Annotated in this window: 27 protein-coding genes; 4 read left to right on the top strand and 23 right to left on the bottom strand. The window is 65.7% G+C overall.

What is annotated here, in order from left to right; translation table 11 throughout:
• Positions 1–12 precede the first annotated feature (12 nt).
• The 15 genes from Q9246_RS09440 to Q9246_RS09370 form a co-directional block, all read right to left on the bottom strand.
• Positions 13–519, bottom strand: a complete 507-nt coding sequence (locus tag Q9246_RS09440) for a hypothetical protein (RefSeq protein ID WP_306397241.1) — start codon at positions 517–519, stop codon at positions 13–15.
• A gap of 11 nt (positions 520–530) precedes the next feature.
• Entirely contained in the window at positions 531–1,217 is a 687-nt protein-coding gene (locus tag Q9246_RS09435; protein ID WP_306397239.1) for an RNA pseudouridine synthase, read from the bottom strand.
• Complete coding sequence (ltaE, locus tag Q9246_RS09430; RefSeq protein WP_306397238.1) at positions 1,214–2,248, bottom strand: low-specificity L-threonine aldolase; 1,035 nt, start codon at positions 2,246–2,248, stop codon at positions 1,214–1,216. The genes Q9246_RS09435 and ltaE overlap by 4 nt, the downstream gene beginning before the upstream one ends.
• 4 nt (positions 2,249–2,252) lie before the next feature.
• The gene (locus Q9246_RS09425) at positions 2,253–3,137 is read right to left on the bottom strand and encodes a class I SAM-dependent methyltransferase (RefSeq protein WP_306397237.1); all 885 of its coding nucleotides are present in this window, start codon (positions 3,135–3,137) and stop codon (positions 2,253–2,255) included.
• A gap of 7 nt (positions 3,138–3,144) precedes the next feature.
• Positions 3,145–3,486, bottom strand: a complete 342-nt coding sequence (gene fdx, locus Q9246_RS09420) for an ISC system 2Fe-2S type ferredoxin (protein WP_306397235.1) — start codon at positions 3,484–3,486, stop codon at positions 3,145–3,147.
• 220 nt (positions 3,487–3,706) lie between these two features.
• Complete coding sequence (gene hscA, locus Q9246_RS09415) at positions 3,707–5,596, bottom strand: Fe-S protein assembly chaperone HscA (RefSeq protein ID WP_306397233.1); 1,890 nt, start codon at positions 5,594–5,596, stop codon at positions 3,707–3,709.
• Between the two features lie 200 nt (positions 5,597–5,796).
• Positions 5,797–6,312, bottom strand: coding sequence for a Fe-S protein assembly co-chaperone HscB (gene hscB, locus Q9246_RS09410; protein WP_306397232.1), 516 nt, complete (start codon positions 6,310–6,312; stop codon positions 5,797–5,799).
• Between the two features lie 4 nt (positions 6,313–6,316).
• Complete coding sequence (gene iscA, locus Q9246_RS09405) at positions 6,317–6,640, bottom strand: iron-sulfur cluster assembly protein IscA (RefSeq protein ID WP_306397229.1); 324 nt, start codon at positions 6,638–6,640, stop codon at positions 6,317–6,319.
• Between the two features lie 34 nt (positions 6,641–6,674).
• Positions 6,675–7,067 carry a Fe-S cluster assembly scaffold IscU gene (gene iscU / locus Q9246_RS09400; RefSeq protein ID WP_005666324.1) on the bottom strand — a complete coding sequence of 131 codons (393 nt, stop codon included), beginning with the start codon at positions 7,065–7,067 and terminating at the stop codon, positions 6,675–6,677.
• Between the two features lie 20 nt (positions 7,068–7,087).
• Entirely contained in the window at positions 7,088–8,344 is a 1,257-nt protein-coding gene (locus Q9246_RS09395) for an IscS subfamily cysteine desulfurase (RefSeq protein WP_306397226.1), read from the bottom strand.
• Positions 8,345–8,374: 30 nt separating this feature from the next.
• Positions 8,375–8,851 (bottom strand): Fe-S cluster assembly transcriptional regulator IscR, encoded by a 477-nt coding sequence (gene iscR, locus Q9246_RS09390; protein WP_306397224.1) that lies wholly within the window; start codon positions 8,849–8,851, stop codon positions 8,375–8,377.
• Between the two features lie 158 nt (positions 8,852–9,009).
• The gene (locus Q9246_RS09385; RefSeq protein ID WP_306397222.1) at positions 9,010–9,780 is read right to left on the bottom strand and encodes a uracil-DNA glycosylase family protein; all 771 of its coding nucleotides are present in this window, start codon (positions 9,778–9,780) and stop codon (positions 9,010–9,012) included.
• 80 nt (positions 9,781–9,860) lie between these two features.
• Positions 9,861–10,553: a hypothetical protein gene (locus Q9246_RS09380; protein ID WP_306397220.1), complete on the bottom strand. Its 693-nt coding sequence runs from the start codon at positions 10,551–10,553 to the stop codon at positions 9,861–9,863.
• 65 nt (positions 10,554–10,618) lie between these two features.
• The gene (gene maiA / locus Q9246_RS09375) at positions 10,619–11,263 is read right to left on the bottom strand and encodes a maleylacetoacetate isomerase (protein WP_306397219.1); all 645 of its coding nucleotides are present in this window, start codon (positions 11,261–11,263) and stop codon (positions 10,619–10,621) included.
• Positions 11,260–12,285, bottom strand: coding sequence for a fumarylacetoacetate hydrolase family protein (locus Q9246_RS09370; protein ID WP_306397218.1), 1,026 nt, complete (start codon positions 12,283–12,285; stop codon positions 11,260–11,262). The genes maiA and Q9246_RS09370 overlap by 4 nt, the downstream gene beginning before the upstream one ends.
• A gap of 96 nt (positions 12,286–12,381) precedes the next feature.
• Here Q9246_RS09370 and Q9246_RS09365 point away from each other — a divergent pair, with 96 nt between their 5' ends.
• Both Q9246_RS09365 and Q9246_RS09360 read left to right on the top strand, forming a co-directional pair.
• Positions 12,382–13,281 (top strand): LysR family transcriptional regulator, encoded by a 900-nt coding sequence (locus tag Q9246_RS09365; protein ID WP_306397216.1) that lies wholly within the window; start codon positions 12,382–12,384, stop codon positions 13,279–13,281.
• 54 nt (positions 13,282–13,335) lie between these two features.
• Positions 13,336–13,917, top strand: coding sequence for a gamma-glutamylcyclotransferase (locus tag Q9246_RS09360; protein WP_306397215.1), 582 nt, complete (start codon positions 13,336–13,338; stop codon positions 13,915–13,917).
• Here Q9246_RS09360 and Q9246_RS09355 read toward each other — a convergent pair.
• The 7 genes from Q9246_RS09355 to Q9246_RS09325 all read right to left on the bottom strand — a co-directional run bounded on the left by Q9246_RS09355 (position 13,898) and on the right by Q9246_RS09325 (position 21,854).
• Positions 13,898–14,461 carry an ATP-binding protein gene (locus tag Q9246_RS09355; RefSeq protein WP_306397213.1) on the bottom strand — a complete coding sequence of 188 codons (564 nt, stop codon included), beginning with the start codon at positions 14,459–14,461 and terminating at the stop codon, positions 13,898–13,900. The genes Q9246_RS09360 and Q9246_RS09355 overlap by 20 nt on opposite strands.
• Positions 14,461–15,831: an MFS transporter gene (locus Q9246_RS09350; RefSeq protein ID WP_306397212.1), complete on the bottom strand. Its 1,371-nt coding sequence runs from the start codon at positions 15,829–15,831 to the stop codon at positions 14,461–14,463. The genes Q9246_RS09355 and Q9246_RS09350 overlap by 1 nt, the downstream gene beginning before the upstream one ends.
• A gap of 84 nt (positions 15,832–15,915) precedes the next feature.
• Entirely contained in the window at positions 15,916–17,067 is a 1,152-nt protein-coding gene (locus Q9246_RS09345; protein WP_306398131.1) for a PA0069 family radical SAM protein, read from the bottom strand.
• Between the two features lie 60 nt (positions 17,068–17,127).
• Positions 17,128–17,736, bottom strand: coding sequence for a tRNA-uridine aminocarboxypropyltransferase (locus tag Q9246_RS09340; protein WP_306397211.1), 609 nt, complete (start codon positions 17,734–17,736; stop codon positions 17,128–17,130).
• A complete protein-coding gene (locus tag Q9246_RS09335) occupies positions 17,733–19,112 on the bottom strand; it encodes an efflux transporter outer membrane subunit (protein ID WP_306397210.1) in 1,380 nt (459 codons plus the stop codon). Before Q9246_RS09335 ends, Q9246_RS09340 begins: the two co-directional genes overlap by 4 nt.
• The gene (locus Q9246_RS09330) at positions 19,109–20,185 is read right to left on the bottom strand and encodes an HlyD family secretion protein (RefSeq protein ID WP_306397209.1); all 1,077 of its coding nucleotides are present in this window, start codon (positions 20,183–20,185) and stop codon (positions 19,109–19,111) included. The genes Q9246_RS09335 and Q9246_RS09330 overlap by 4 nt, the downstream gene beginning before the upstream one ends.
• Position 20,186: 1 nt before the next feature.
• A complete protein-coding gene (locus Q9246_RS09325; RefSeq protein ID WP_306397207.1) occupies positions 20,187–21,854 on the bottom strand; it encodes an efflux MFS transporter permease in 1,668 nt (555 codons plus the stop codon).
• Between the two features lie 214 nt (positions 21,855–22,068).
• On the opposite strand from Q9246_RS09325, the gene Q9246_RS09320 reads away from it, so the two are divergent.
• Complete coding sequence (locus tag Q9246_RS09320; protein ID WP_306397206.1) at positions 22,069–23,361, top strand: dienelactone hydrolase family protein; 1,293 nt, start codon at positions 22,069–22,071, stop codon at positions 23,359–23,361.
• 165 nt (positions 23,362–23,526) lie between these two features.
• Positions 23,527–24,720, top strand: coding sequence for an esterase/lipase family protein (locus tag Q9246_RS09315; protein ID WP_306397205.1), 1,194 nt, complete (start codon positions 23,527–23,529; stop codon positions 24,718–24,720).
• On the opposite strand, the gene Q9246_RS09310 is transcribed toward Q9246_RS09315, so the two are convergent.
• On the bottom strand, positions 24,704–25,249 hold the full coding sequence (locus Q9246_RS09310) for a DUF2325 domain-containing protein (protein ID WP_306397204.1): 546 nt from the start codon (positions 25,247–25,249) through the stop codon (positions 24,704–24,706). The two genes, Q9246_RS09315 and Q9246_RS09310, sit on opposite strands and share 17 nt — an antisense overlap.
• Positions 25,250–25,311: the final 62 nt, after the last annotated feature.

The raw sequence follows: 25,311 nt of genomic DNA, 5'->3' as shown, positions 1-25,311 counted from the left end.
CCGTATGACCCGTCAATGCCGCTCGACGGCGCGCTGCATCAGCCTGCGCGACCAGGGCAGCAACTGGAACAGGATGCCGCACACCAGCGCCGGCACGATGAACAGCTCGATCACCATATAGGCGCGGATGATCTTCCATGGATCGGGGTTGTTGGGGTCCATCCCGCCCAGCAGGTCGCCGAAGGAATGGCGCGCGATGTATAGCGTGGCGGCCGTCATCGCCAGCCCGCACAGCAGCGCGGCGCCCGCCCCCAGCAGCACGCGGCGCGGCGTGCTGTGAAGGCGCCGGCGCAACGGTTCGAGCTTGACGGCCAGCGCCACCAGCACGCCGTGCGCCAGGCCGAGCGCGCCCGCGATCAGGGCGCCGAACAGCAGCGCCGCGAGATAAAACGAGGGCATGATCTCGATCCGGCCCTTGCTAAACAGGGTGGCCAGGGTGAATTCGATGACCGGCATCACCGGGCCGAGCACCAGGAAAAACAGGACGCTGGTGGCGACCAGGCGGAACGAACTTGGCATATCGGTAAAACCTAGAAGCGCTCGACGTCGCGCAGGTAACGCCAGCCGCCCGGCGGCAGGCTGCCCATGGAGATGCGACCGATGCGCAGGCGGCGCAATGCCGTGACTTTCAGGCCGACGTCGCCGCACAGGCGCTCGATCTGGCCGCGCTGGATGTTCTTGCCGGCGATGCGCAGGCGGGTTTCGCTCTGCCAGCTGGCGCGGAACATGCGGCCCAGCTTTTCCAGGCCACCGTCAGCGATTTGACCCTGGACCTCGGCCACGTATTCGCATTCATTGCGCGGGGCATCCTCGACCAGCTTGCGCATCACGCGCCAATCCTGGCTGAAGACGACCAGGCCCGAGGCCATCGTCTCGAGCGGGGTCGCCAGCGCCAGCTTGAACAGGTGGCGGCGCAGGAAGGGCTTCCCGAAGCCGTTGTCCAGCACTTGCGAATCGGGACCGATCGCGGCCAGCAGCGCATCCTGTTCGATGCCGGCCGGCTTGTGCAGGAGGATCGTGACGGGCTCGGGTTCGACCGGGGTGGCGCCGGGCAGCAGCGCGACAGCCTGCGCCGGCGTCACGCGCGAGGCGGGATCTTCGGCCACCACGCCATCGACGCTGACCCAGCCGCCAGCGATATAGCGTTCGGCCTCGGCGCGCGAGCACCCTGCCACTTCGGCGACGCGCTTGGCGAGGCGGATTGCGTCGTCCGTCATACGCGCCAATCCGCGAAGAAGGCCGTGAACACCTCGACCGTGTGCTTCACATCGGCGTTCGAGATGTCGAGATGGGTCACCAGGCGCATCTTCGGTCCGACCGTGGCGCGAATGCCGGCGCGCGTCAACGCCTCGCGCAGCGGTGCGCAGGCGGCGGCCGGCACATCCATCCAGAAGATATTCGTTTGCGGCGTGCCGACCTTCAGTTGCTCGATCTTTGCCAGGCCCTGCGCCAGTTCGGCCGCGTTGTCATGGTCGTTGGCCAGCAGCGCGACGTTGTTCTCCAGCGCGTAATGGGCCGCGGCGGCGATCACGCCGGCCTGGCGCATGCCGCCGCCCAGCATCTTGCGCCAGCGCTTGCCCTGTTCGATGAAAGCTTTTGGACCCAGCAGCACCGAGCCGACCGGCGCGCCGAGACCCTTGGACAGGCAGACCGACACGGTGTCGAACCCTTTGACGGCATCCACCAGGCTGATGCCCTGCTTGACGGCGGCATTGCAGATGCGCGCGCCATCGAGGTGGGTCGCCAGGCCCTTGTCGTGCGCGAGCTTCGTGGCGGCCGCAACGTACTCCTGGCTCAGCACGCGGCCGCCGATGGTGTTTTCCAGCGCCAGCAGGCGGGTGCGCGCGAAGTGCATATCGTCGGGCTTGATATAAGCCTCGATATCGGCCAGCGCGATGCTGCCGTCTGGCTGGTTCGCGATCGGCTGCGGCTGGATACTGCCCAGCACCGCGGCGCCGCCGCCTTCGTATTTGTAGGTGTGCGCTTCCTGGCCGACCAGGTACTCGTCGCCGCGACCGCAGTGGGTCATCAGCGCGATCAGGTTCGTCTGAGTGCCGCTCGGGGCGAACATGCCGGCCTCGAAACCGAACAAGTCGGCCGCGTAATCCTGCAAGCGGTTGACGGTCGGATCATCGCCGTACACGTCATCGCCCACGGGCGCGGCCACCATGGTGGCGCGCATCGCGGCGCTCGGCTGGGTCACGGTGTCGCTGCGCAGGTCGATCCAGCGCTGTTGGTCTTGGCTCATCTTCTTATTCCGTGGTCTCGGCGTGCGGGGTGTAGAAACGGCTCTTCATCTCATCCAGGCCAACCTCGTGCAGCACTTCCTGCAGGCGCTCGGCCGGCCGCCGGCGCGGCAGGTTTTTATAGGTGGCGACGATCAGCTCGTTCTTCATCGAGTGCTCCCAGCCCACCAGTTCGGTGACCGTGACCTGGTAGCCATGGGCCTCGAGCTGCAGGCAGCGCAGCACATTGGTGATCTGGCTGCCGAATTCGCGGGTATGGATCGGGTGGCGCCAGATCTCGGTCAGCGCGCTGCGGCCCAGGTCCTTGCCCTTGTTCTTGCGCAGGACGGACGCGACTTCGGCCTGGCAGCACGGCACCAGCACCATGTGCTTGGCCTTCTTCTTGAGGGCGAAGTCGATGGCGTCGTCGGTGGCGGTGTTACAGGCGTGCAGCGCGGTGACGATGTCGATGGTCTCGGGCAGTTCTTGCGAGGTGGTCGATTCGGCCACCGACAGCGGCAGGAACGACATCCCATCAAAACCCAGGCGCGCGGCGAGCTCGGTCGATTTGCTGACCAGTTCTTCGCGGGTCTCGATGCCGTAGATGTGGCTGCCCTCGCCCTCGGCCTTGACGAACAGGTCGTACAGGATGAAGCCGAGGTAGGACTTGCCGGCGCCATGGTCGACCAGCGAGACAGTGCCCTTCTCGTTCTTCACATCGCGCAGCAGCGGCTCGATGAAGTTGTACAGGTGGTAGACCTGCTTGAGCTTGCGGCGGCTGTCCTGGTTCAGCTTGCCGTCGCGGGTCAGGATGTGCAGCTCCTTGAGCAGCTCGATCGACTGGCCGGGACGGACCTCTGGCGGCAGTTCCTGTGGTGCCGGGGCTTTCCTGGCTTGCTCAAGTCGCTTCATGGACGGCTCAGTGGTTCTTTTCGGCGGCGTGGTTGATCGTGTATTTCGGGATCTCGACCACCAGGTCTTCTTCCGCCACGATCGCCTGGCACGACAGGCGCGAGTTCGGCTCCAGGCCCCAGGCCTTGTCGAGCATGTCTTCTTCTTTTTCTTCCTGCTCGTTCAGCGAGTCGAAACCTTCGCGCACGATCACATGGCAAGTGGTGCAGGCGCAGACGCGGTCGCAGGCGTGCTCGATGTCGATGTCGTTGTCGAGCAGGACGTCGCAGACCGACTTGCCGGCTGGGGCTTCGAGCACGGCGCCGTCGGGGCAGAACACCGGGTGGGGAAGGATGACGATTTGTGGCACTTGGGTTACCTCGGTTTGTATGTTGTATATGGTGCGCTACTGCTTATTCTATGCCGCGAACTTTGCTACGTCGTTACCGCGTAGGCGGGAACCCAAGTCGGTTGCGCTACCACTACAATCAGCATCGGTAGCTGCGCATGAACCTTGGGTTCCCGCCTTCGCGGGAACGACGTGCATCAGGCGCGGGCCGAGTGTTCAGCCAACGGTTTTCGGTTGACGATCAAACCTCGTCCAGCGACTTGCCCGCCAGCGCCTTGCGCACGCTCTTGTCCATGCGGCGGGCGGCGAATTCCTCGGTGCCCTTGGCGAGCGCCTGCACCGCGGCGTGCAGGGCATCCTGGCGCTGGCCTGGCGGCGTAGCGTCGTCGCTCGACGCCACCACCACGTCGCGCACGGCCTGCAGCTGCTCGCCAATCGCGGCCTGCTCTTCCTGCGACAACAATTCGACATCGGCATCCAGCGCCGACTGCGTCGCCAGCAGGATGCGTTCGGCCTCGACCTGCTCTTCGCGCAGTGCGCGCATCTGCATGTCTTCCGATGCCGACGAATACGATTCCTGCAGCATGCGCGCCACGTCGTCGTCGCCCAGGCCGTATGACGGCTTGACCGTGATCGACGCTTCCACGCCCGAACGCATCTCGCGCGCCGCGACCGACAGCAGGCCGTCGGCATCGACCTGGTACGTCACGCGAATGCGCGCCGCGCCGGCCGCCATTGGCGGAATGCCGCGCAGCTCGAAGCGCGCCAGCGAACGGCAATCCGACACCAGCTCGCGCTCGCCCTGCACCACGTGCACCGCCAGCGCGGTCTGGCCATCCTTGAAGGTCGTGAATTCCTGGGCGCGCGCCACGGGGATCGTCGAATTGCGCGGAATGATCTTCTCGACCAGCCCGCCCATCGTCTCGATACCCAGCGACAGCGGCGTCACGTCCAGCAGCAGCCAGTCGTCGGCATCGAGGCGGTTGCCGGCCAGCAGATCGGCCTGGATCGCGGCGCCCAGCGCCACCACGCGGTCTGGATCGATGTTCGCGTGCGGGATGGTCTGGAAGAATTCGGAGACCGCGCGGCGCACGTGCGGCATGCGCGTCGCGCCGCCGACCATCACCACGCCGTCGACGTCGTCGACACTGACGCTCGCATCGCGCATCGCCTTGCGGATCGCGTTCATGGTCTTGCCGACCAGGTGCTTGGTGATCTCGCTGAAGACTTCGGCGGTGACCGTCACCTGCACGATCTCGCCCGACTTCAGGATCGCCTCGACGGTCGTTTCTTCATTGGTCGACAGCAGTTCCTTGGCCTGGCGCGCTTTCACCATCAAGGTCGCGGTGTCGCTGTCTGACAGCGGCGCCAGCTTGGCCTGCTCGGTGATCCAGCAAAACAACCTATGATCGAAATCGTCGCCGCCCAGGGCCGAGTCGCCGCCGGTCGACAGCACCTCGAACACACCCTTTGAAAGTTTAAGAATCGAGATGTCGAAAGTACCGCCACCGAGATCATAAACCGCGTACACGCCCTCTTTGCCATGGTCGAGGCCATAGGCGATGGCGGCGGCGGTCGGCTCGGACAGCAGGCGCAGCACGTTCAGGCCGGCCAATTGGGCCGCGTCCTTGGTGGCCTGGCGCTGGGCGTCGTCGAAGTAGGCCGGCACGGTGATCACGGCGCCGACCAGGTCGTCGCCCAGCGAATCCTCGGCGCGCTGGCGCAGGGTGGCCAGGATCTGGGCCGACACCTCGACCGGGCTTTTCACGCCGGCGACGGTGTTCAGCTGGACCATGCCCTCGCCGTCGACGAAGTCGTAAGGGAGATTCTCGGCGTGGGCGATGTCCTTCAGGCCACGGCCCATGAAACGCTTGACCGAAACGATGGTGTTCTTGGGATCGGTGGTCTGGTGCACGCGCGCCTTGTGGCCGATATTGGCATGGCCGTTCGGCAGGTAGCGCACGATCGACGGCAGCAGCGAGCGGCCCTCCTCGTCGCTGAGCACTTCTGGGCTGCCGCTACGGACGGTGGCGACGAGCGAATTGGTGGTGCCCAGGTCGATGCCCACGGCCAGGCGGTGCTGGTGGGGGGCGGTGGACATGCCGGGTTCGGCGATTTGGAGGAGTGCCATAGTCGTGATACCAGTATTGTTTTTCTGCGCCGGGTCGGAGCGACTGCTATTTTACGCGCCGGATGAATATACCGTGGGGTGGACGGGTTTCCCGTCCACGCGTCCGATAAGCGCGTGCGTTGCCGATAAATGTGCAAATAGGCGTGCGATGGTTGAACGCGTGGACGGCAGAGCCGTCCACCCCACAATGCAGCCGACAATCAAGCGTCGATTGCTTCGAAGGCGTATTGCACTTCGTCGCCGAATTTATCGAGGAACATCAGGCCACGCACGCCCTGGGCGGCGCCGGCGAAATCGCCGGCATCCAGCTGACCGGCAACCGCCGCCAGCATGTTCTTGCGCTCGCTGCGCAGCTGCGCGTCGAGCCGGTCGAGCGCGATCGCGTCCTTCGCGGCACGCGCATCCTCGAGCTCTTCGCGCCATTCCATCTGCTGCATCAGGAAGGCGGGTGGCATGGCGGTATTCGATTCGGTCTGCAGGTCGACGCCGTTCAGCTCGCACAAATACTGCGCGCGCTTCTGCGGATTGCGCAGGGTTTGGTAGGCCTCGTTGGCGCGGGTCGCCCACTGCATTGCGACGCGCTTTTCGGCGTCGGTCGCATTGACGAAGCGGTCCGGGTGGACGCGGCCCTGGACTTCGCGATAAGCCGAGTCGAGGGCGTCCTGGTCGACCTCGAAACGGGCCGGCAGCTGGAACAGGTCGAAGTGATTCTGCATCGGCTTAGATACGGAAGCTCTCGCCGCAGCCGCAGTTGTCCTTGACGTTCGGGTTGTTGAAGCGGAAGCCTTCGTTGAGACCTTCGCGGGCGAAATCGAGCTCGGTGCCGTCGATGTACGCCAGGCTCTTGGGGTCGACGAAGACCTTGACGCCGTGCGACTCGAACACCGCGTCTTCGGCTGCGCTCTCGTCGACGTACTCGAGCTTGTAGGCCAGGCCGGAGCAGCCGGTGGTGCGCACGCCGAAGCGCAAGCCGATGCCCTTGCCCCGGCGTTCGAGGTAACGGTTGACGTGCTTCGCGGCTTTTTCGGTGAGGGTGACTGCCATCTCGTGCTTCTCCAGCTTGGTTCTACGGGATTTGTTACGCTGCTGCCTTTTCGTGCTTCGCCTTGTAGTCGGCGACGGCAGCCTTGATCGCGTCTTCGGCCAGGATCGAGCAGTGAATCTTGACCGGCGGCAGGGCCAGTTCTTCGGCGATCTGCGTATTCTTGATCGCCAGCGCTTCGTCCAGGCTCTTGCCCTTCACCCATTCGGTGATGAGCGAGCTCGACGCGATGGCCGAACCGCAGCCATAGGTCTTGAACTTCGCGTCTTCGATCAGGCCCTGGTCGTTGACCTTGATCTGCAGTTTCATGACGTCGCCGCAGGCCGGGGCGCCGACCATGCCGGTGCCGACGGCGTCGTCGCCCTTGTCGAAGGCGCCGACGTTGCGCGGGTTTTCGTAGTGGTCCAGGACTTTGTCCGAATATGCCATGATGATGCTCCTTCAGTGATTTAGTGGGCTGCCCATTGGATCGAATTCAAGTCGATCCCTTCCTTGAACATGTCCCACAGCGGCGACAGTTCGCGCAGTTTGCCGACCTTTGCCTTGAGCAGGTCGACGGCGAAGTCGATCTCTTCTTCGGTCGTGAAACGGCCGATGGTGAAGCGGATCGAGCTGTGCGCCAGTTCGTCGCTGCGGCCCAGGGCGCGCAGCACGTACGATGGTTCCAGGCTGGCCGAGGTGCAGGCCGAACCGGACGAGACGGCGATATCCTTGACCGCCATGATCAGCGACTCGCCTTCGACATAGTTGAACGAGACGTTCAGGTTGTGCGGCACGCGGTGGTCCATGTCGCCGTTGATGTACACCTCTTCGATCTCGAGCAGGCCCTTGGCCAGGCGGTCGCGCAGCGCGCGCACCTTGACCAGTTCGCTCTCCATCTCTTCCTTGGCGATGCGGAAGGCTTCGCCCATGCCCACCAGCTGGTGGGTCGGCAGGGTGCCCGAGCGCAGGCCGCGCTCGTGGCCGCCGCCGTGCATCTGCGCTTCGAGGCGCACGCGCGGCTTGCGGCGCACGTACAGGGCGCCGACGCCTTTCGGGCCGTAGACCTTGTGCGCGGTGAAGGTCATCAGGTCGACCTTCGACTTCTCGAGGTCGATGACCACCTTGCCGACGGCTTGCGCCGCGTCGCAGTGGAAGATGATGCCTTTCGAGCGGCACAGCGCGGCCAGTTCTTCGATCGGCTGGACCACGCCGATCTCGTTATTGACCAGCATGACCGAGACCAGGATGGTATCGGGGCGCAGGGCCGCCTGCAGCTGCTCGACGGTGATCAGGCCGTTGTCTTGCGGCTCGAGGTAGGTGGCGTCGAAGCCCACGCGTTCGAGTTCGCGCACGGTATCGAGCACCGATTTGTGCTCGGTCTTGACCGTGATGATGTGCTTGCCCTTGGTCTTGTAGAACTGCGCCGCGCCCTTGAGCGCCAGGTTGTTGCTCTCGGTCGCGCCCGAGGTCCAGATGATCTCGCGCGGATCGGCGCCAACCATGTTCGCGACGTTCTGGCGCGCCTCTTCGACCGCCGCCTCGGCGCTCCAGCCATAGGCATGGCTGCGCGAGGCCGGGTTGCCGAACTGCTCGCGCAGGAACGGGATCATGGCATCCGCGACCCGTGGATCGACCGGCGTCGTGGCCGAGTAGTCCAGGTAGATCGGGAAATGGGGCGCAGTCGCGAAGCTCTGCTCGGTTTTCTTGTCCAAAGGCGCGTTCATCAATTCACTCCAGTAAGCTTCAATCCGCATTCAATCTTGAACGACGGCGGCGGGGGCGCCACGGTGCACATGCACGACGTTCTGTTCTTTTTGCCGCTGCTGGTCGACCAGGTCTTGCAGCGAGACCGAATCGAGGTAGTCGACCATTTTTTCGTTCAGCGTGGTCCACAATTCGTGGGTCATGCAGCGGGCGCCATCGGCATGGGCGCCATGGCAATTCTCTTTACCGCCGCACTGGGTCGCATCCAGCGGCTCGTCGACGGCGATGATGATGTCGGCCACCGTCACCTTGCCCGCCGGACGCGCCAGGCTGTAGCCGCCACCGGGGCCGCGGATCGATTCGACGATCTCGTGGCGGCGCAGCTTGCCGAACAGCTGCTCCAGGTAGGACAGCGAAATGGCCTGGCGCTGGCTGATGCCCGACAGCGTGACTGGACCATTGCCTTGACGCATAGCAAGATCGATCATCGCGGTAACAGCAAAACGGCCTTTGGTGGTCAGACGCATTACAACCCCGGTTAATGTTAAAATATTCCTCTTTTCCAACTATCCCGCAGCGGACACCGATTCCCTCGTGGGGCTGGCTAAAAACCCGATTAGTTGAACGATTTAGTCAAGTATAGCAAATCGCGGACAGCTTGTCTTGGAACCCCCAAAAACGGCCATTAGCGTTGGCGCAACAGTTCCATGGGGCCGAACAGCCCCTGCATTCCCTGGTGGTCGATGAAGCTCAGGTTATAGGGATGTTCGGCCAGCGCCTGCGGGAAGGCGGCCGTCTCGGGCAGCTTTTTTAGCTGTTCGGCAATCTTGCCCCACAGAACCAGGGTCGGCGGCGTGCGCTGCTTGCCCAGCGCCGCCAGCACCGTCTGCAGGAAGGGCAGCCAGGCGCGCGCATCGATTGCCGGCGCCACGTGCTTGCGGAATACCAGCGCCGCGTTCAGCAGCAGGAAACCCTGGCCGTGCAGATTGTCCTGCAGCTGCGCCAGGGTCCGGATCGAGCCGTCCTGCAATGCCGCCTGGGCGATAGGCGCCAGTGCCGCACCGCCGGTCGCGCCAGGCTGCAACTGGCCGCTCGCCACCAGCAGCATCTTCATGAAGTTGCGCAGCGACGTTGCGCGGTTGACCGGCTTCGACAGGCCGGTGTCGCACCATAACTCCCCTACCGCCCCGTCCATGAAGCAGACGCCGGTCGCGCTCGCGGCGCGCGGATACGGGCCCTCGCCCACCAGCACGTAGCGGACCTGGTCCAGCGGCTGGGCGAAGGCGGCGAACAGGCGGTTTTCGGTCGGCATGTAGTCATCGACGGCCAGCGCCGGCAGGTAGCCGGGGTTGGCGCGGGCGACGGCCTCCAGGCCGGCTTCGAGGATGGGGCGCCAGGAGGCGTGCGCCAGGTCGAGGGCGTGCAGGATCGGGGCGGGAATGGCGGTCGTGGTCATGGCGGACTGGCAAAGTGAGCGAGGCCGGATTGTAGCCCGCCATGCCGCGCCCTGCCCGCCACGCTCGAACGGCGCGCCGCTTAGATCTGCAGCCGGGCGTGCGCGGCAAACACCTCGTCACTGATGACGGCTGGCAGATTACCGCTTCCCGGCGTTTGGACCACGATCTGCAGTGAATCGCGCAAGGCAGTGGGCTCGCCTTCGCTATCGTCGCCGATGTACGCATCTGCCGAAAACGGTGCGAGCGCCTGACTGAAGCGCTTCACGAGATTCGCTTGTCCATAGCTGTTCTTTTGAAAACGCACCGCTTCATGCAACAGTGCACAATCGATCATGGTGCCGGTCAGCCAGTCACATTCGGACGCGTAGCCGATGATCCAGCGCAGAGGGCTGCCTTGCAGCGTGAACTGATGTGCTTTTGTGATACTGCCAGCAAAACAGCTCCCAAGCAGCATCCCGGAAATATTGAACTCCTTTGCGCGCTTGCGAACCGCCGAGCTGATTGCGGTGAGATCCGCGCCGGCGCGGGTTTCGCTCCCGTGCGCCGCGACATAGACCAGCGTATTCCTGAAAGGCGTCCTGCACAGCTTTTTCAGGCCGTCTTCAAAACTGTATTCGTCATAGAAAACGGTATGGCATACCTCGACATCGCCGGAGTATTTCGCCATGCCCTCGATAAATGGCCTGACACTGCTGCGATTCGCGTCGCGCTTATCGAGTCCCCACGGGCTTTCCAGCACCAGGATGGCGCCTTTCGTTTGTTGTATGGCCATGGTATTTCTTTATGGAAAATACCATGTTAGCACGCAATATATCTAAAAGGCGGCCTCCGGACGGGCTACTCGGTATCGGGCTGGTGCGACGGATGCGCCGCCTTGAATGCCGGCAGCTCGATGCACAGCGAATTGATGCGGTCGATGTTCGGATAGGCCGACACGTCGATATTGAAGCGCTGCGCATTGAACACCTGCGGCACCAGGTAGCAGTCGGCGATGGTCGGATGGTCGCCGTGGCAGAACGGGCCGGCGCCGGGATCGCGCGCCAGGTGTGCCTCGAGCGACTGGAAACCTTCGATGATCCAGTGGCGGTACCACTCGGTCTTGGCCTGGTCGGAAAATCCCAGGTGCTTGACCAGGTAGTTCAGCACGCGCAGGTTGTTGACCGGGTGGATGTCGCAGCCGACGATCTGGGCCAGCTCGCGCACCCTGCCCCGGCCCGGCGCATCCTTCGGCAGCAGGGGCGGCTCGGGATGGAGCTCTTCCAGGTATTCGATGATCGCCATCGACTGGGTCAGCGTGATGCGGTCGTCCTGGAACGACGGCACCAGGCCGCTCGGATTGATCTTGCGGTAATCGTCCTGCAGGTGCTGGCCGCCATCCTTCAGCAGGTGCACCGGCACCGCATCGTACGCCAGGCCCTTGAGGTTGAGCGCGATACGCACCCGGTAGGCGGCCGAGCTGCGGAAATAGGTGTAGAGCTTCATCGTTGCCTCTCATGGTAGCGGGAGACTTCCTGGTCGATGGCGCCGAAGATGCTGGCGCCGCCGGCGTCATACATTTCGATGCGCACCGTGTCGCCGAATGCCAGGAACGGCGTCTTCGGCTTGCCCTGCTCGATGGTTTCGTACATGCGCACCTCGGCCAGGCAGCAATAGCCGACGCCGCCGTTCTCGACGCTCGAGCCGTGCAGGCTGCCCTGCTTGTTCGACACCGTACCCGAACCGATGATGCTGCCCGCGCACAGCTCGCGGGTGGCGGCCGCGTGGGCGACCAGCTGGGCGAAGCTGAAGGTCATGTCTTCGCCGGCGTTCGGGCGGCCGAAGGCATTGCCATTGAGTGTGACCAGCAGCGGCAGGTGCAGCTTGCTGTCCTGCCAGGCCTCGCCCAGCTCGTCCGGCGTGACCGCGACCGGAGAAAAGGCGCTGGCCGGCTTGGACTGGTAGAAGCCGAAACCCTTCGCCAGTTCGTTCGGGATCAGGTTGCGCAGCGAGACGTCGTTGACCAGCATGACCAGGCGGATCGCGCCCGCCGCCTGCGCCACGTTGGCGCCCATCGGCACGTCGCCGGTGACGACCGCGACCTCGGCCTCGAGATCGATGCCCCAGTCTTCAGATAAGGCCGCGATCGGGTCGCACGGGCCGACGAAGGAATCGCCGCCGCCCTGGTACATCAGCGGATCGGTATAGAACGAGGCCGGCACCTCGGCATTGCGCGCCTTGCGCACCAGTTCGACGTGGTTGATATAGGCCGAGCCGTCGGCCCACTGGTAGGCGCGCGGCAGCGGCGAGTGGCATTCCTGCTCGATGAAGGACTCGGCGCCGTCGGCATTGCCGTCGTTGAGCTGGGCATACACCTGTTGCAGGCGCGGCGCGACCGCGTCCCAGTCGTCCAGGGCGGCCTGCATGGTGCGCGCGATGTCGGGCACGGCCTGGCAGGTGACGAGGTCGCGGCTGACGACGACCAGGGTGCCGTCGCGGCCGGCGGCTTTGAGGGTGGCGAGTTTCATGGGTGATTCCTTCGATATTGCTGGGTATCCACCATTACAATGCAAAACGCACTATCATACAAACAGTATTTTCAACCCGATTTATCAGGTTATCTCATGAATCCCACCCTGCGCCAAATGCGCGCCTTCGTGGCCCTGGCCAAGACCGGCAATTTCACGCTCGCGGCGCAGGCGATCCACGTGACGCAGTCGGCCTTGTCGGGCCTGATCAAGGAACTCGAGCAGACCCTGGGCGCGCGCGTGGTCGACCGCAGCACGCGCAGGATCATCCTGACCGATATCGGGCGCGAACTGTTCCCCCTATTTAGCCAGATGATCGATGACCTGGACGGTGCGCTGGCTAACGTGGCGGATCACACGCGCCTCAAGAAGGGGCTGGTGCGCATCGCCGCGCCGCAACTGATGTCGTGCACCCTGCTGCCGGAGGCGATCGCGGCATATCGGAAGGAGCATCCGGCGATCGAGGTACGCCTGAGCGATACCGAAGTCGAAGGCGTGATCGCCCGCGTCCTGTCGGGCGAGGCGGATATCGGCATCGGGCCCGAACGCGTGCCGGCGCCGCCGCTGGAGGCGCGCGAGCTGTTCGAGATGCCGTTCGCGCTGGCCTGCTTGCCAGACCATCCCCTGGCCGCCCTGCCGCGTGTGCGCTGGCAAGACCTGGCGCAGCACCCGTTCATTTCGCTGCAGGGGCAGTTCAAGGAACGTCTGCTCGACGATATGCATGCCGCGCTGCGCGACACGCCCATCAAGCCGGCGCACGAGGTGACTTTCATGACCACGGCGCTGGCAATGGTCAGCGCCGGGCTCGGGGTGACGGTCTGCCTGCCGTATGCCGCACCGTTGGTGAAACTGCATGGCCTGGTGTTGCGGCCGCTGGACGAACCGGTGCTTCAGCGGCGCTTCTTCGTGTACACCCGCCCCGGCCGCTCGCTCTCGCCGGCGGCCGAGAGTTATATCAATTTCCTGTTTGGATATGTGGAACGGTCGCAACGCTGATGGCGCGGGCCACGCTACAATGAGCGGCATCTTTCTTCTTGACGTGACTGCACGATGTCCCACAACACGATCGCGATCAACCAGCGGATGAACAAATTCGACGGCCGCCGAAGTGTCTGGCTGTTCGGTTATGGTTCGCTGATCTTCAAGGCCGACTTCCCCTTCATCGACCGGCGTCCGGCCCATATCGGCGGCTGGTCGCGCCGCTTCTGGCAGGGTTCGCATGACCACCGCGGCACCGAGACGGCGCCAGGGCGCGTCGTCACGCTGGTGCCGGACGCCGGCGCGCTGTGCCACGGCATGGCCTACCTGGTGACGCCCGAAGAATTCGCCCACCTCGACCACCGCGAAAAGAACGGCTACCTGCGCCTCGCGACCGAGATGCATTTCGACGACGGCAGCAGCGACGAAGGCATCGTGTACATCGCCACGCACGAGAACGAGGCCTATCTCGGCCCGGCCGACGAGCGCGATATCGCGCGCCAGATCGCGTCGGCGCGAGGCCCGAGCGGTCCGAACAGCGAGTACCTGCTGGGCCTGGCGCAGGCGTTGAGGGAACTCGGCAAGCCCGATCCGCACGTGTTCGCGCTCGAGCGGCACCTGGCCGATTTCGGGGTTACGCCGCTACCTGCCTGAGCCTATCTGGCTGTCCGAGTGCGGACAGTACTTCCATCACCTTCGCGGCGCGCTGTTCCAGCGTGCCCGTCAACACCGTGTAGCCGACGCCGCGGCGGTTCAGGTCTTCCAGCACCAGGCGCTGGATGTAGGTGCGCCATGCGGCGTTCTCGCGCACGCCAGGTTCTTCTTCATACGGGATGTCGTCGGCGCACACGAAATGGTGCAGGTAGCGGCTGCGGCAATCCTCGGCGTAGCGCAGCAGCGCGGGCGGGACCGGTTCGGTGACCTGACCGAAGCACAGGCCGAGCAGCAGCGTGATGAGCGCGTTGGTGTCGACGAAGACCAGTTTGCCGGTCGCCTGCCGGACCGCCTCGTCTTCGGCATCGCGGTGGCGCTCGGCGATCTCGACGTAATCGTCGGCGGTCAGCCGTCCCTGTTTTTCTTCCCAGATGAAGCGGCCGATTTCGGGGACGAAGCCGGCGTCGAGACGGTGCGCCAGATGCCTGGCCAGGGTCGACTTGCCGGTCGACTCGGCCCCGACGAATACGATGAGCTCCACCATCAGTCGAGCGCCCGCTGACGCGACTCGGTATCGACGCACAGGATGGCGACCGCCCCCACCAGCAGGAAGCTCGACAGCATCGCCAGCGCCAGCGTAAAGTGCGTCGCCATCACCGGCGCGACGATCGCCGGCGCGAACAGGCCGCCGAAGCGGGCCACGGCGCCTGCCATGCCCATGCCGCTGGCGCGCAGCCGGGTTGGATAGACTTCGGGCGTGAACGCATACAGCGCGCCCCAGGTGCCGAGCAGGGCAAAACTCATCAGCAGTGTCGAGCCCACCACCAGCGCCGTCGCGCTGCCCAGGCTGTAGCCCAGGCAGCCTACGCTGCTGAGCAACAGGAAGCCGACCAGCGTCGGCTTGCGGCCCCAGCGTTCGACGCCATAGGCGGCCAGCGCGAAGCCCGGCAACTGGACCAGCGCCAGCACGATCAGGAATTCCTGGCCGCGCATGAAACCGAAGCCTTCGGCGGACAGCCTGATCGGCAGGTAGACGAACACGCCGTAGTAGGCGATCGAGATCAGGCCCCAGGCCAGGAACAGTGAAACACTGCGGCGGCGCAGGCCATCCCTGAACAGCGAGAACAGCGACGTCTTCACCCGACGCTCGGGTTGCAGCGCCGGGATCTCGACGGCGCGGCCATTGGTCCGGGCCACGCGCGCGAGCACGGCGCGGGCTTCTTCGGACTTGCCGCTACGGTGCAGGTAGAGCGGCGACTCGGGAACATAAAAGCGCAGGACGACACCGACCAGGGCCGGCAAGCCGGTGACGAAGAAGATCAGGCGCCAGGCATCGTCGCCCCACTGCACCGCCCACAGCGCCAGCACGGCCAGGCAGATCGTCCCCAGCGCCCAGAACGATTCGAGCAGCACCAGCCAGCGGCCGCGGCGGTCGCTGGGCAGGAACTCGGCCATCATCGTGTAGTCGACCGGCAGGGTGGCGCCGACGCCGATGCCGGTCATGAAGCGCAGCGCCAGCAGCCAGGCGAAATCGGGCGCGAAGGCGGACGCCACGCCGAAGCAGGCGTCGATCACCACCGCCATCATCAGCACCGGACGCCGGCCGATGCGATCGGCCAGGCGGCCGAAGGCGAAGGCGCCGATCAGCATGCCGACGAAGAACAGCGTGCCTGTCTGCAGGGCTTGCGGCATGCTCAGGCCGAAGGTCTTGGCGATCGACGGCGCGCTGAAGCCGATCGACAGCACCTGCATGGCGTCGGCCAGCCAGACCAGGCCGAAGATCAGGAAGATGCGGTACTGGAAGCGGCCGACGCCGGCGGCGTGCAGGCCATGTTCTACCGACACTGCGGAACCGCCCTTCCCGGCGGGATTCAATGGGTGTCCGTTCTGCGCTGCAGGAATCGAGGTGGCCATAGGATGTACAAGGGAGCAACAGATCGCATTGTACGCTGGAGCCCGCACCGGCACACGCCGGCATGGCCGTCCACAATTTCGCTACTAGAATAAATTCAGCTGTCCAGCGCCCTTTCCCTCCCTCTTCAGCGTCTGCGGCACCACCAGTGGCCGCCTGAACTGCGAACCATCGAGCCGCCCGAAACGCCCGCGCAAATCCGAGAACCCGAGCCGCTGCGACGCCTTTTCAAAGCGCTGGCGAATCAGGTCGGCCCACACGCCCTCGCCTTTCATGCGGGTCGCGAAATCGCTGTCGTAATCCTTCCCGCCCCGCATCTCGCGAATCCGGTTCATCACCCGCTGCGCACGGTCGGGGAAGTGGGCCTGCAGCCATTCCTGGAACAGCGGATTCACCTCGTGCGGCAGGCGCAGCACCGTGTAATGCGCGCCGACCGCGCCGGCATCGCGCGCCGCTTCGAGGATGCGCTCGATCTCGGGTTCGGTCACGAAGGGGATGATCGGCGCCACGCTGACGCTCACCGGGATGCCGGCATCGGCCAGCGTGCGGATGGTGCGCAGGCGCCGCATCGGGGCCGCGGCGCGCGGCTCCAGCGTGCGCGAGATCTCGGCGTCGAGCGTGGTGAGCGTCACCGCCGCACAGGCCAGGCCATTGGCGGCCATCGGCGCCAGGATGTCGATGTCGCGCTCGATCAGCGACGACTTGGTGATCAGGCCGGCCGGATGGCGGCACTCGGCCAGCACCTCGAGCACCGCGCGTGTGAGCTTGCGCTCGCGCTCGCAGGGTTGATAGGCATCGGTGTTGACGCCGATAGCGATGTGCTCTGGCACGTAGCCGGGTTTTGCCAGTTCGCGCCGCAATAACTCGGGCGCGTTGACCTTGGCGAACAGGCGGCTTTCGAAATCGAGTCCCGGAGACAGGCCCAGGTAGCTGTGCGTCGGCCGCGCGAAACAATAGATGCAGCCGTGCTCGCAGCCGCGATAGGGATTCAAGGAAACGCTGAACGGGATGTCTGGCGAACTGTTGCGCGATAGGATGCTCTTGGCGATCTCGTCGGTGACGACGGTCTTGAATGCCGGCATGGCATCGTGATCGACTACCCAGCCGTCGTCAAAGCGCTCGCGGCCATTGACCTCGTAGCGGCCCTGCAAGTTCGACACCGCTCCACGGCCCTTTTTCGCCAACGGCGGCGGAGATGGTGCGAAGGCGATATGCCCATCGTCAAACGGTTCCCGGATAACTGGATTGTCGATAGTGCCCACGGGATCGGCTCCAATACTGTATATTTATACAGTATATTACGCCGCCCCATTACCGAATACAAGCGCGCCGTACGACGCCTGTTGCGAAACAAACCCATCGAAGGCATCCAGCAGCGGCCGGTAGCGCTCGCCATCGCCTTCCAGCTGGCCCAGCGCCTGCGCCGCCGCCTCCAGGCTCGACAACTGATGCGGCGCATGCGCCTTGCGGATGCGGTAGTTCGACGGCGCCACATCGCTCAGCGCCAACCGCGGCAGGCGCTGCAAGGCCGGATTCAGGTACAGCATCTTGCGGCTCTTGCGCCAGGTGGCGTCCAGCAGCACCAGCCGCACCCGCTCCGCCGACAACGCGACATGGGGCGGCGGCGGCAGGTTCTGGTCCCCCGCCGTCTCCGGATACAGCAGCACCGGCACGCGCCCGTCCGCATGCAGCAAGCCATCCAGTTCGGCCGCATCGAAGGTCTCGCCCACCGCCAGCGCGCTGCCCGCCACGCTCAGGTGCAGCAGCCGCGCACTGTTCTTGGCATTGCCGACTTCCAGCGGATGCTGCAGCACCAGCAAGCCGGCCTGCGCCTCGATCCGCACGATCCAGCCGCAGATGCACGCCGACTGCGCGCGCAGGCACACATCGCACACCGCGCGCTTCATGGCGCCGGCCTCCACCCACCGCCCAGCGCGCGGTACAGGTCGACGTGGGCGGCCAGCAGGCTCGCGCGCAACTGCAGCGCATTCAGGTCGGCAGTGAAGGCCGTGCGCTGGGCGTCGAGTTCTTCGAGATACGAGGCATAGCCGTTGCGATAGCGGTTGCCCGCCACCCGCAATACTTCGTTCGCCGCCACCCGCCGCGCCTCGGCCTCGACCAGTTGCCGGTGCAGCCCCTCGATCGAGGCCAGCGCATTCTCGGTCTCGGCGAACGCCGTGCGCACCACCGATTCATAGGTGAACACCGCGCGGTCGCGCACCGTGCCCGCGATCTCGGCCTGGGCGCGCAGCCGGCCCGCGTCGAACAGCGGCGCCAGCACGCTGCCGCCGATGCTCCACAACTCGGTCGGCGAACGCAGCAACTGCGACAGGCTATGTCCCTGCGCGCCCAGTGACGCCGTCAGGCGGATCGACGGCAGCAGCGCGTCGCGCGCCACTGCCAGGCTGGCGTCGCTGGCCGCCACCAGCCGTTCGGCCTGGGCGATGTCGGGCCGCCGGCGCAGCAGTTCGGACGGCAGCCCCGGCGCGGGCCGCGGCTCGCGCAAGGCCATCAAATCGGCGCCCCGCGCCACCGGGCCGGGACTGGCGCCCAGCAGCAGGTTCAGCGCCTGTTCCTGCAGCGCGATCTGGCGTTCCAGCTGGGGGACGGTGGCGGCGGTCGCGTGCAGCTCGGCCTCGGCCTGCGACATCTCCAGGCGCGAACTGTAGCCGACCTCGAACTGGTGGCGGGCGAGTTCGAACGAGCGCTCGCGCGATTCCAGGGTCGCGCGCGCCAGCGCCAGTTGGGCGTCCAGGCCCAGCAGGGTCAGGTAGCTGGATGCCGTGTTCGCCGCCACCGCCAGCGCCGTGGCGTCCAACGCCGCCTCCTGCGACAGCGACTCGAAGCGCGCCGCCGCGACGCTGCCGGCCACGCGCCCGAACAGGTCCAGCTCATAGCTGGCCTGCACCGCGCCGACGACCGAGGTGGTCTCGACCGGTTCGCCGAACGGGCCGATGGCGCGTGCGCGGGTCGGTCCCAATGACAGGTTCAATGCAGGCAGCCGCGCGCTGTCGGCGACACGAATGCGCGCCTGGTATTCCTGCAGGCGCGCGCGGGCAATCCTGAGGTCACCGTTATTGTCGAGCGCGCGCCGCACCAGGCCATCGAGCACCGGATCGCCGAAGGCGCGCCACCAGTCGCGATCGACCGTGGCGGCGTCCGTACTCTCAGTGCGCCAGGCTGCAGGCACGCTCAAGGATGATTCCGGCGCCGGCTGCGGCGCCATCGCGCAGGCCGACAACAGCAGGGGCAGCGCCGCGACAAGGAGCGGACGGCGCCTCACCGCGCCGCTCCTGCCGGCGCCGTATCGATCGTGGTCACCACCGACATGCCCGGCCGCAGGCGCTGCGCCAGCGGCTGGTCCGGGTCGATGCTGATGCGCACCGGGATGCGCTGGGCAATCTTGACGAAGTTGCCGGTGGCGTTATCCGGCGCGATCACCGAGAACTCCGAACCGGTCGCCGGCGCGATGCGTTCGACGTGGCCCCGCAAGCGCGCATCTCCCAGGGCATCGACGGTAAAGCTCACCGGCTGGCCGACTGCCACATCGGCCATCTGTGTTTCCTTCATATTGGCGATGATCCACATCGCGCTCGGCACCAGCGCCGTCAGCTGGGCGCCCGCGTTCACGTAGGCGCCCTGGCGCACCGTCACCTGTCCCAATTGTCCGTCGCGCGGGGCGGTGATGCGGGTATTGGCCATGTCGATCTCGGCCAGCTTCACCGCCGCCTCGGCATTGGCCACCGCCGCCTCGAGCGCGGCGCGGTTGACGTCGACCGAACGCAGGTTCTGGCGCGCGATCTCGAGCGCGGCGCGCGACTGCTCGCGCGAGGCCGCGGCCTGCGCCTGGGTGGCTCGCGCGGCGTCCAGTTCGCGCGTCGACAGCGAGCCGTCGGCCGCCAGCTCTTCCACCCGGCGCAGGTCCGATTGCGCGCGCCGCGCCTGGGCTTCGTTCGAAGCCAGCAGCGCCTGGTTCTGCGCGATGGTGGCGCGCGCGCTGGACTGGCTCTGGGCGAAGTTGCTCAGGGCCGCCTGGCGGTTGGCCAGTTCGGCGCGCGCCTGCGCCAGGCGCTGGGTCGGGATGCGCTCGTCGATGCGCATCAGGAGTTCGCCCTTCTTGACCTGCTGGAAATCCTGCACCCGCACCTCGACCACGTAGCCGCTCAGTTGCGGACTGATGATCGTCACCTGGCCGCGCACCAGCGCGTTCTCGGTGCTCTGCTGTGCGCTGCGAAACGGCGGCAGGTTCCAGGCGTACAGCACGATCAGTACGCCGGCGATGGCGATCGCGCCGAAGGCGAGTGCGCTCAGCAGGATGCGGCGCGAGCGATTTGGGACGGTCGATGGTTCAGGCATATCAGTCGGTCACGGGATCGGGTGGAGGTGGCGTGCCGGGCGGCGCTGCCGGCGCGGGCTGGGGAGCAGGATGATAATGCAGCCACACGGCGTGCAGGAAGATCCAGCAGGCGCTCGCGGCGGCCAGGATGGCCAGCACCAGGAATACGTCGTTGTAGGCAAGGATATTGGCTTCGCGCGTGGCCGTACTCGCCAGCGACTGCAGCGACTGGCGCGTCGCCGCGGCGGGATCGGCCAGCAAGCGGCCGGCCGCCGCGGCGCCGGACTGGATACGGCCGGCCACCAGCGGGTCGAGCGAACTGAGCTGCTCGACGATATGCGAGGAGTGGAATTTTTCGCGCCATGTCTGGAAGGTGCCGACCAGCGCCGAGCCGAGCAGGCCGCCCAGGTTCTGGGTCAGGCCGAACAGCACCGAGAAGCTGATCAGCGCACCGGGATTGCCGACCACGGTGAAGATCAGCGACACCAGCGACGGCCCGACGAATAGCGTGCCGCCGAAGGCGAGCAGGCTTTGGCTGAGGTACATCTGCTCGGCCCGGGTCTGGTTGCTGGCATGGGCATCGAGCCAGGCGCCCAGCGCCATGCACAGCAGCGCCACCACCCGCGGCCAGGTCAGGTGTTCGATGTTCAGGGTCAGCGCCGAGACCGCGATCCCGGCCACGGTGGCGGCCAGCACGCAGCCGAACAGCACCCGCATCTGGTCGTTGTCCAGGCCCACCGCGCGCAGGAAGCCGACCGCGCCCACGCTCTGCTCGGACAGCACGATGCGCACCAGCAGCAAGGTCAGCGCCACGTGCAGGATCTTGCCGGTGGTGAGCCAGCGGATATTGAGCAAGGGATTGGCGCGGTTGTGCTCGACACAAATGGCGGCCGCCAGCAGGACGATGGCCGCCGCCAGCGCGACCCCGATCCACGGCGTTTCATGCCACCACAGGATGCGTCCGAAGGTCAGCACCGCGCACAGCAGCGCGATGCCGGGCGCGAACAGCGAAAAGGTCAGGAAGTCGGCCGGGCGGAAGGCCTGGAAGCGGTCGCCCGGCGGCAGCTTGAGGAGCAACACCGCGCCCAGCGAGACCAGCGCCAGGCCCAGCTCGCACGAGTACAAGCCCTTCCACTCGGCGATCTGCAACAGGTCGTTGGAAAAGATATAGGCCAGCGGCAGCGACAACTGGGCCACGCCGAGCGCGATCGTCAGGCCCTTCAGGCGCCAGGGCTTGGAAAACGCCTGCAGCGTGTAGTACAGGCCCAGGGTCGACAGCGCGGCGGCCAGCATGCCGTGGGCGGCGCGCACGGCGATGGCGGAACCGAGGCCGCCCACGAACAGGTGGGCGAAGGTCACCAGTGCGTACAGCACAAGGAAGAATTCGGTGAACAGGCGCAGCCCGAACTGTTGCCGGAATTTCACCAGCAGCAGGTTCATCGAGGCATTCGCCATCACATAGGCGGCAGGCAACCAGGCGACTTCGATCTGGGTGGCGCCGAGCACGCCCTGCAGGTGCAGCAGGTTGACCGAGACCAGCGCATTGCCCAGGCCGCCAGTGATGCTGACCAGGATGCCGACCACGAAATAGGCCAGGCGTACGCGTGTCGGATGGGCCGGCGTCGACGGCGAGCCGGGCAGCATCGGCTTCTCGTCGGGTGCCCATTCGCGCGGCGCGTACTTGCTCATCAATTAAATGACCCGTAAGTTATTAAGACCGGAATTTTACGCTCTCATAAAGATTTTTGTTGCGTAGCCATTTTTACCACGCACGAAAATTTAGTGTCGTATGCTGTCAACCGGATATTGCTCTAGAGATTTTCTCGACCTAGACTCGGTTTATTCCATGCGGAAATTGTTCCGCACGGCAGTAAATATGCATTACGCGAGTCCAGAGTCAGCCATGCCGAACACCCTGTCTTTCCGTCGTCTGATTTCCGCTTCGATCGCCGTAGTGGCCATGTTGCCCGCCGTGGCCCACCTGCAGGAACTGCCGGCCACTCCGGCCGCCGAGTCCCTGAAGGCCCAGCTCGATTACCGCATGAACGAACACATCGTCCAGGTCCCGGCCGGCGATGGCGGCGTGACGCTCGAGACCACCGTATTCCAGCCGAACGGTCCCGGCCCCTTCCCCCTGATCGTCATCAACCATGGCAAGGATCCCGGCCGCCCCAGCCTGCAGCCGCGCGACCGCTTCTATTACATGGCCAGCGCGTTCGTGAAGCGCGGCTATGCGGTAATGGTGCCGATGCGCCAGGGCTTCTCGAATTCGGGCGGACGCTACCGCGACCATGGCTGCGACATGACGGCCAACGGCTATACCCAGGCCGAAGACATCCGCTCCACGCTCGACTACGCCCGCCAGCAGCCGTGGGTCGACGGCGAGCGCATGGTGGTGGCCGGCCAGTCCTATGGCGGCCTGGCCGCGATCGCCCTCGGCACCCAGGCTTTGCCGGGCCTGCGCGGCCTGATCAACTTCGCCGGCGGCCTGCGCGACGACAGCGACCGCTGCGCCTGGCGTTCGCAACTGGTGTCGGCCTTCGCCGAATACGGATCGAAAGCCACGGTGCCGAGCCTGTGGATGTATGGCCAGAACGATTCGCTGTTCGGGCCGGAACTGGCGGGCCGCATGCATGCGTCCTTCGTCCAGGCCGGCGGGCGCGGCCGCCTGGTCGAATTCCCCGCCTTCAAGCGCGATGCCCACGGCATGCTGGCCAGCCGCGACGGCGAAAAAGTGTGGCTGCAGGATACCGAACGATTCCTGCAAGAGATCGGCATGCCGACCGCGGTCGTGGTCGACGTCCAGTCCCCGCCGAGCCCGGCGCGCACCGATTTCGCCCAGGTGGACGACGTCGACGCCGTGCCCTTCCTGTCCGAGCACGGCCGCCGCGCCTACCGCGAATATCTCACCAAGATGACGCCGCGCGCCTTCGCCGTGTCGAGCAGCGGCGGCTGGACCTGGGCCGAGGAAGGCGAAGACCCGGACGGCCGCGCGCTGGCCACCTGCTCGGCCAAGAGCAAGGACCCGTGCCGCCTGTACTCGGTCGACGACTACGTGGTGTGGAGCGACGAGCGCCTCGACCAGGCCGAGAAGGCCGCCGTCACCGCGTCCAGCACGCCGGTGCCGGGCGCCACGCCGGCCACGGCGACGAGCTCGGAGCGCACCACCTCGGTCGGCAGCACCACGGCGCGCTGAGCGACGCCAGTATCATCACCTGAAATATGACACGCCGCTGTCAAGCGGCGTGCGCATGTTTCCTCGCGCACAGTCCCATTTGCTGCGCTGCAGTACGACGCAGCGCAAATCCATTCGCCGTCCGACCTCCGACAATGTGCTTGACGCATTTACCGGAGACGCAAGATGGTTCGCTTCGCCCACGCCTGTGCCACCATGCTGGTCGCACTCGGCCTGCTCGCCGCCCCTGCCGCCAGCGCGGCCAATAACGATCCCGTCATCCTCGTGCACGGCTTCCTCGGCTTCGGGCCGGAGGAATTCCAGCACAGCGGCTTCAACTACTGGGGCGGCTATGGCGACATCGCCTCGCAAATGCAGATCTACCGCGGGCCGCGCGCCGTGTTCGCCGCGGCCGTGGGGCCGATCTCGTCAAACTGGGACCGCGCGGCCGACCTGTACGCCCAGATCAAGGGCGGCTGCGTCGACTATGGCAAGGCGCACGTGCGCGACCACGGACTGCCCGGGCAGGTACAAAAACCGCCCGGCAAATGCTGGGCCGCCGATCCACGCAACAATCCGCAAGACTATCCGCTGGCGCTGTATCCGGCCTGGGACGCCGAGCACCCGATCCACCTGATCGGCCACAGCATGGGCGGCACCACGATCCGCGCGCTGGTCGAACTGCTGGAACACGGCTCGAGCCAGGACGAGGGCGATGGAGAATTGTTCAAGGGCGGCAAGGTCGGCTGGATCCGCAGCGTGACCACGATCTCGGCCCCGCACAACGGCACCACCCTGAGCGACGCGGTGCTGGCAGTGCTGCCCAAGCTGCACGCGCCGCTGCGCGACCTGCTCACCCACAAGGCGGCCCAATGGGAGCTGGCGCCGGACGGCGCGCGCGAATTCAATGCCTGGGCGCGCACCTCGCCGCACATCTATTATTTTTCGGTGGGCACGGTGGCGACCGAGGGCGGCAGCTGGTGCTGCAACGGCACCGACCGCGTGATCGCGCCGGTCCAGACCACCCTGTTCCAGTATGCGCGCGCCGACATGATCCCCTATTTCAAATCCTTCGCCGGCGAATGGATCGTGCCGTCGGCGCTGCAGCGCGGCATGGGTGGCTATACGGTGAACACGCCGGGACGCCAGAGGATCGACAGCGACTGGTTCTCGAACGATGGCGTGGTCAACACCATCAGCATGCGCGCGCCGAGCGGCCATCCGGCGCGCGACTACGATGGCAAGGCGGTGCGCGGCAGCTGGAATTTCTTGGGCAACTACAAGGGCTACGACCACTTCGACATCCTGAACTGGCCCAACAGCGGCCCGTCGGCCGACAAGCTCTATGAACAGATCAGCGACATCATCTTTGCGCTGTGAGACTGTCGATGCGGACGATCTGCAAGCGGTCCGGCTGGTCCACCAGCATGCACAGCTTGCCGCTGCGCTTGCAGTGGTCCTGCACCCGCCAGTAATCGTTGTGGCTCAGGCAGCCGGCCTGGCAGATCACCAGGTCGGCCTCGTGCAGGCTGGCTTCGAGTTCCAGCGGCAAGGCATCGGCCAGTTGTGCGGTGTGCGCGGCGTGGTCGGCCAGCTCGCGCCGGTGCAACTGGCGCGTCAGCTCTTGCACCCGCGCCTGCAGGGTCTCGACCTGGCGCCCCATGGCGGCGCGCCGCTTGAGCCCCGGCGCCGCTTCTTCGAGCGCGGCGCGATCTTCGCGTTCCCAGGCCAGCGCCGTCAGGCTGCGGACCGCCGCCGCGCGTGCACGCATCAGCTCCGCATCGAGGCGACGCAGGCGCTCGGCCTGCTCGCGCAGCAACAGGGTGGAGCGCGCCTGGACTTGCGCGTGGGCCCGCAACAGCGCGCCATGCTCGCATAGCAGTCGTTCGATGTCCTGTTCGGCCAGCATCGGCAGCTCCTTCCTGGAATCCTGGCGCACGCCGCGCCACAGCCACCATTCTAAATGAGAAT

It is taken from the genome of Telluria beijingensis, assembly GCF_030770395.1.
Lineage (GTDB): Bacteria > Pseudomonadota > Gammaproteobacteria > Burkholderiales > Burkholderiaceae_D > Telluria > Telluria beijingensis.
The sequence above is the reverse complement of the archived record's forward strand: the minus strand, read 5'-3'. Positions and strand labels throughout refer to the sequence as shown.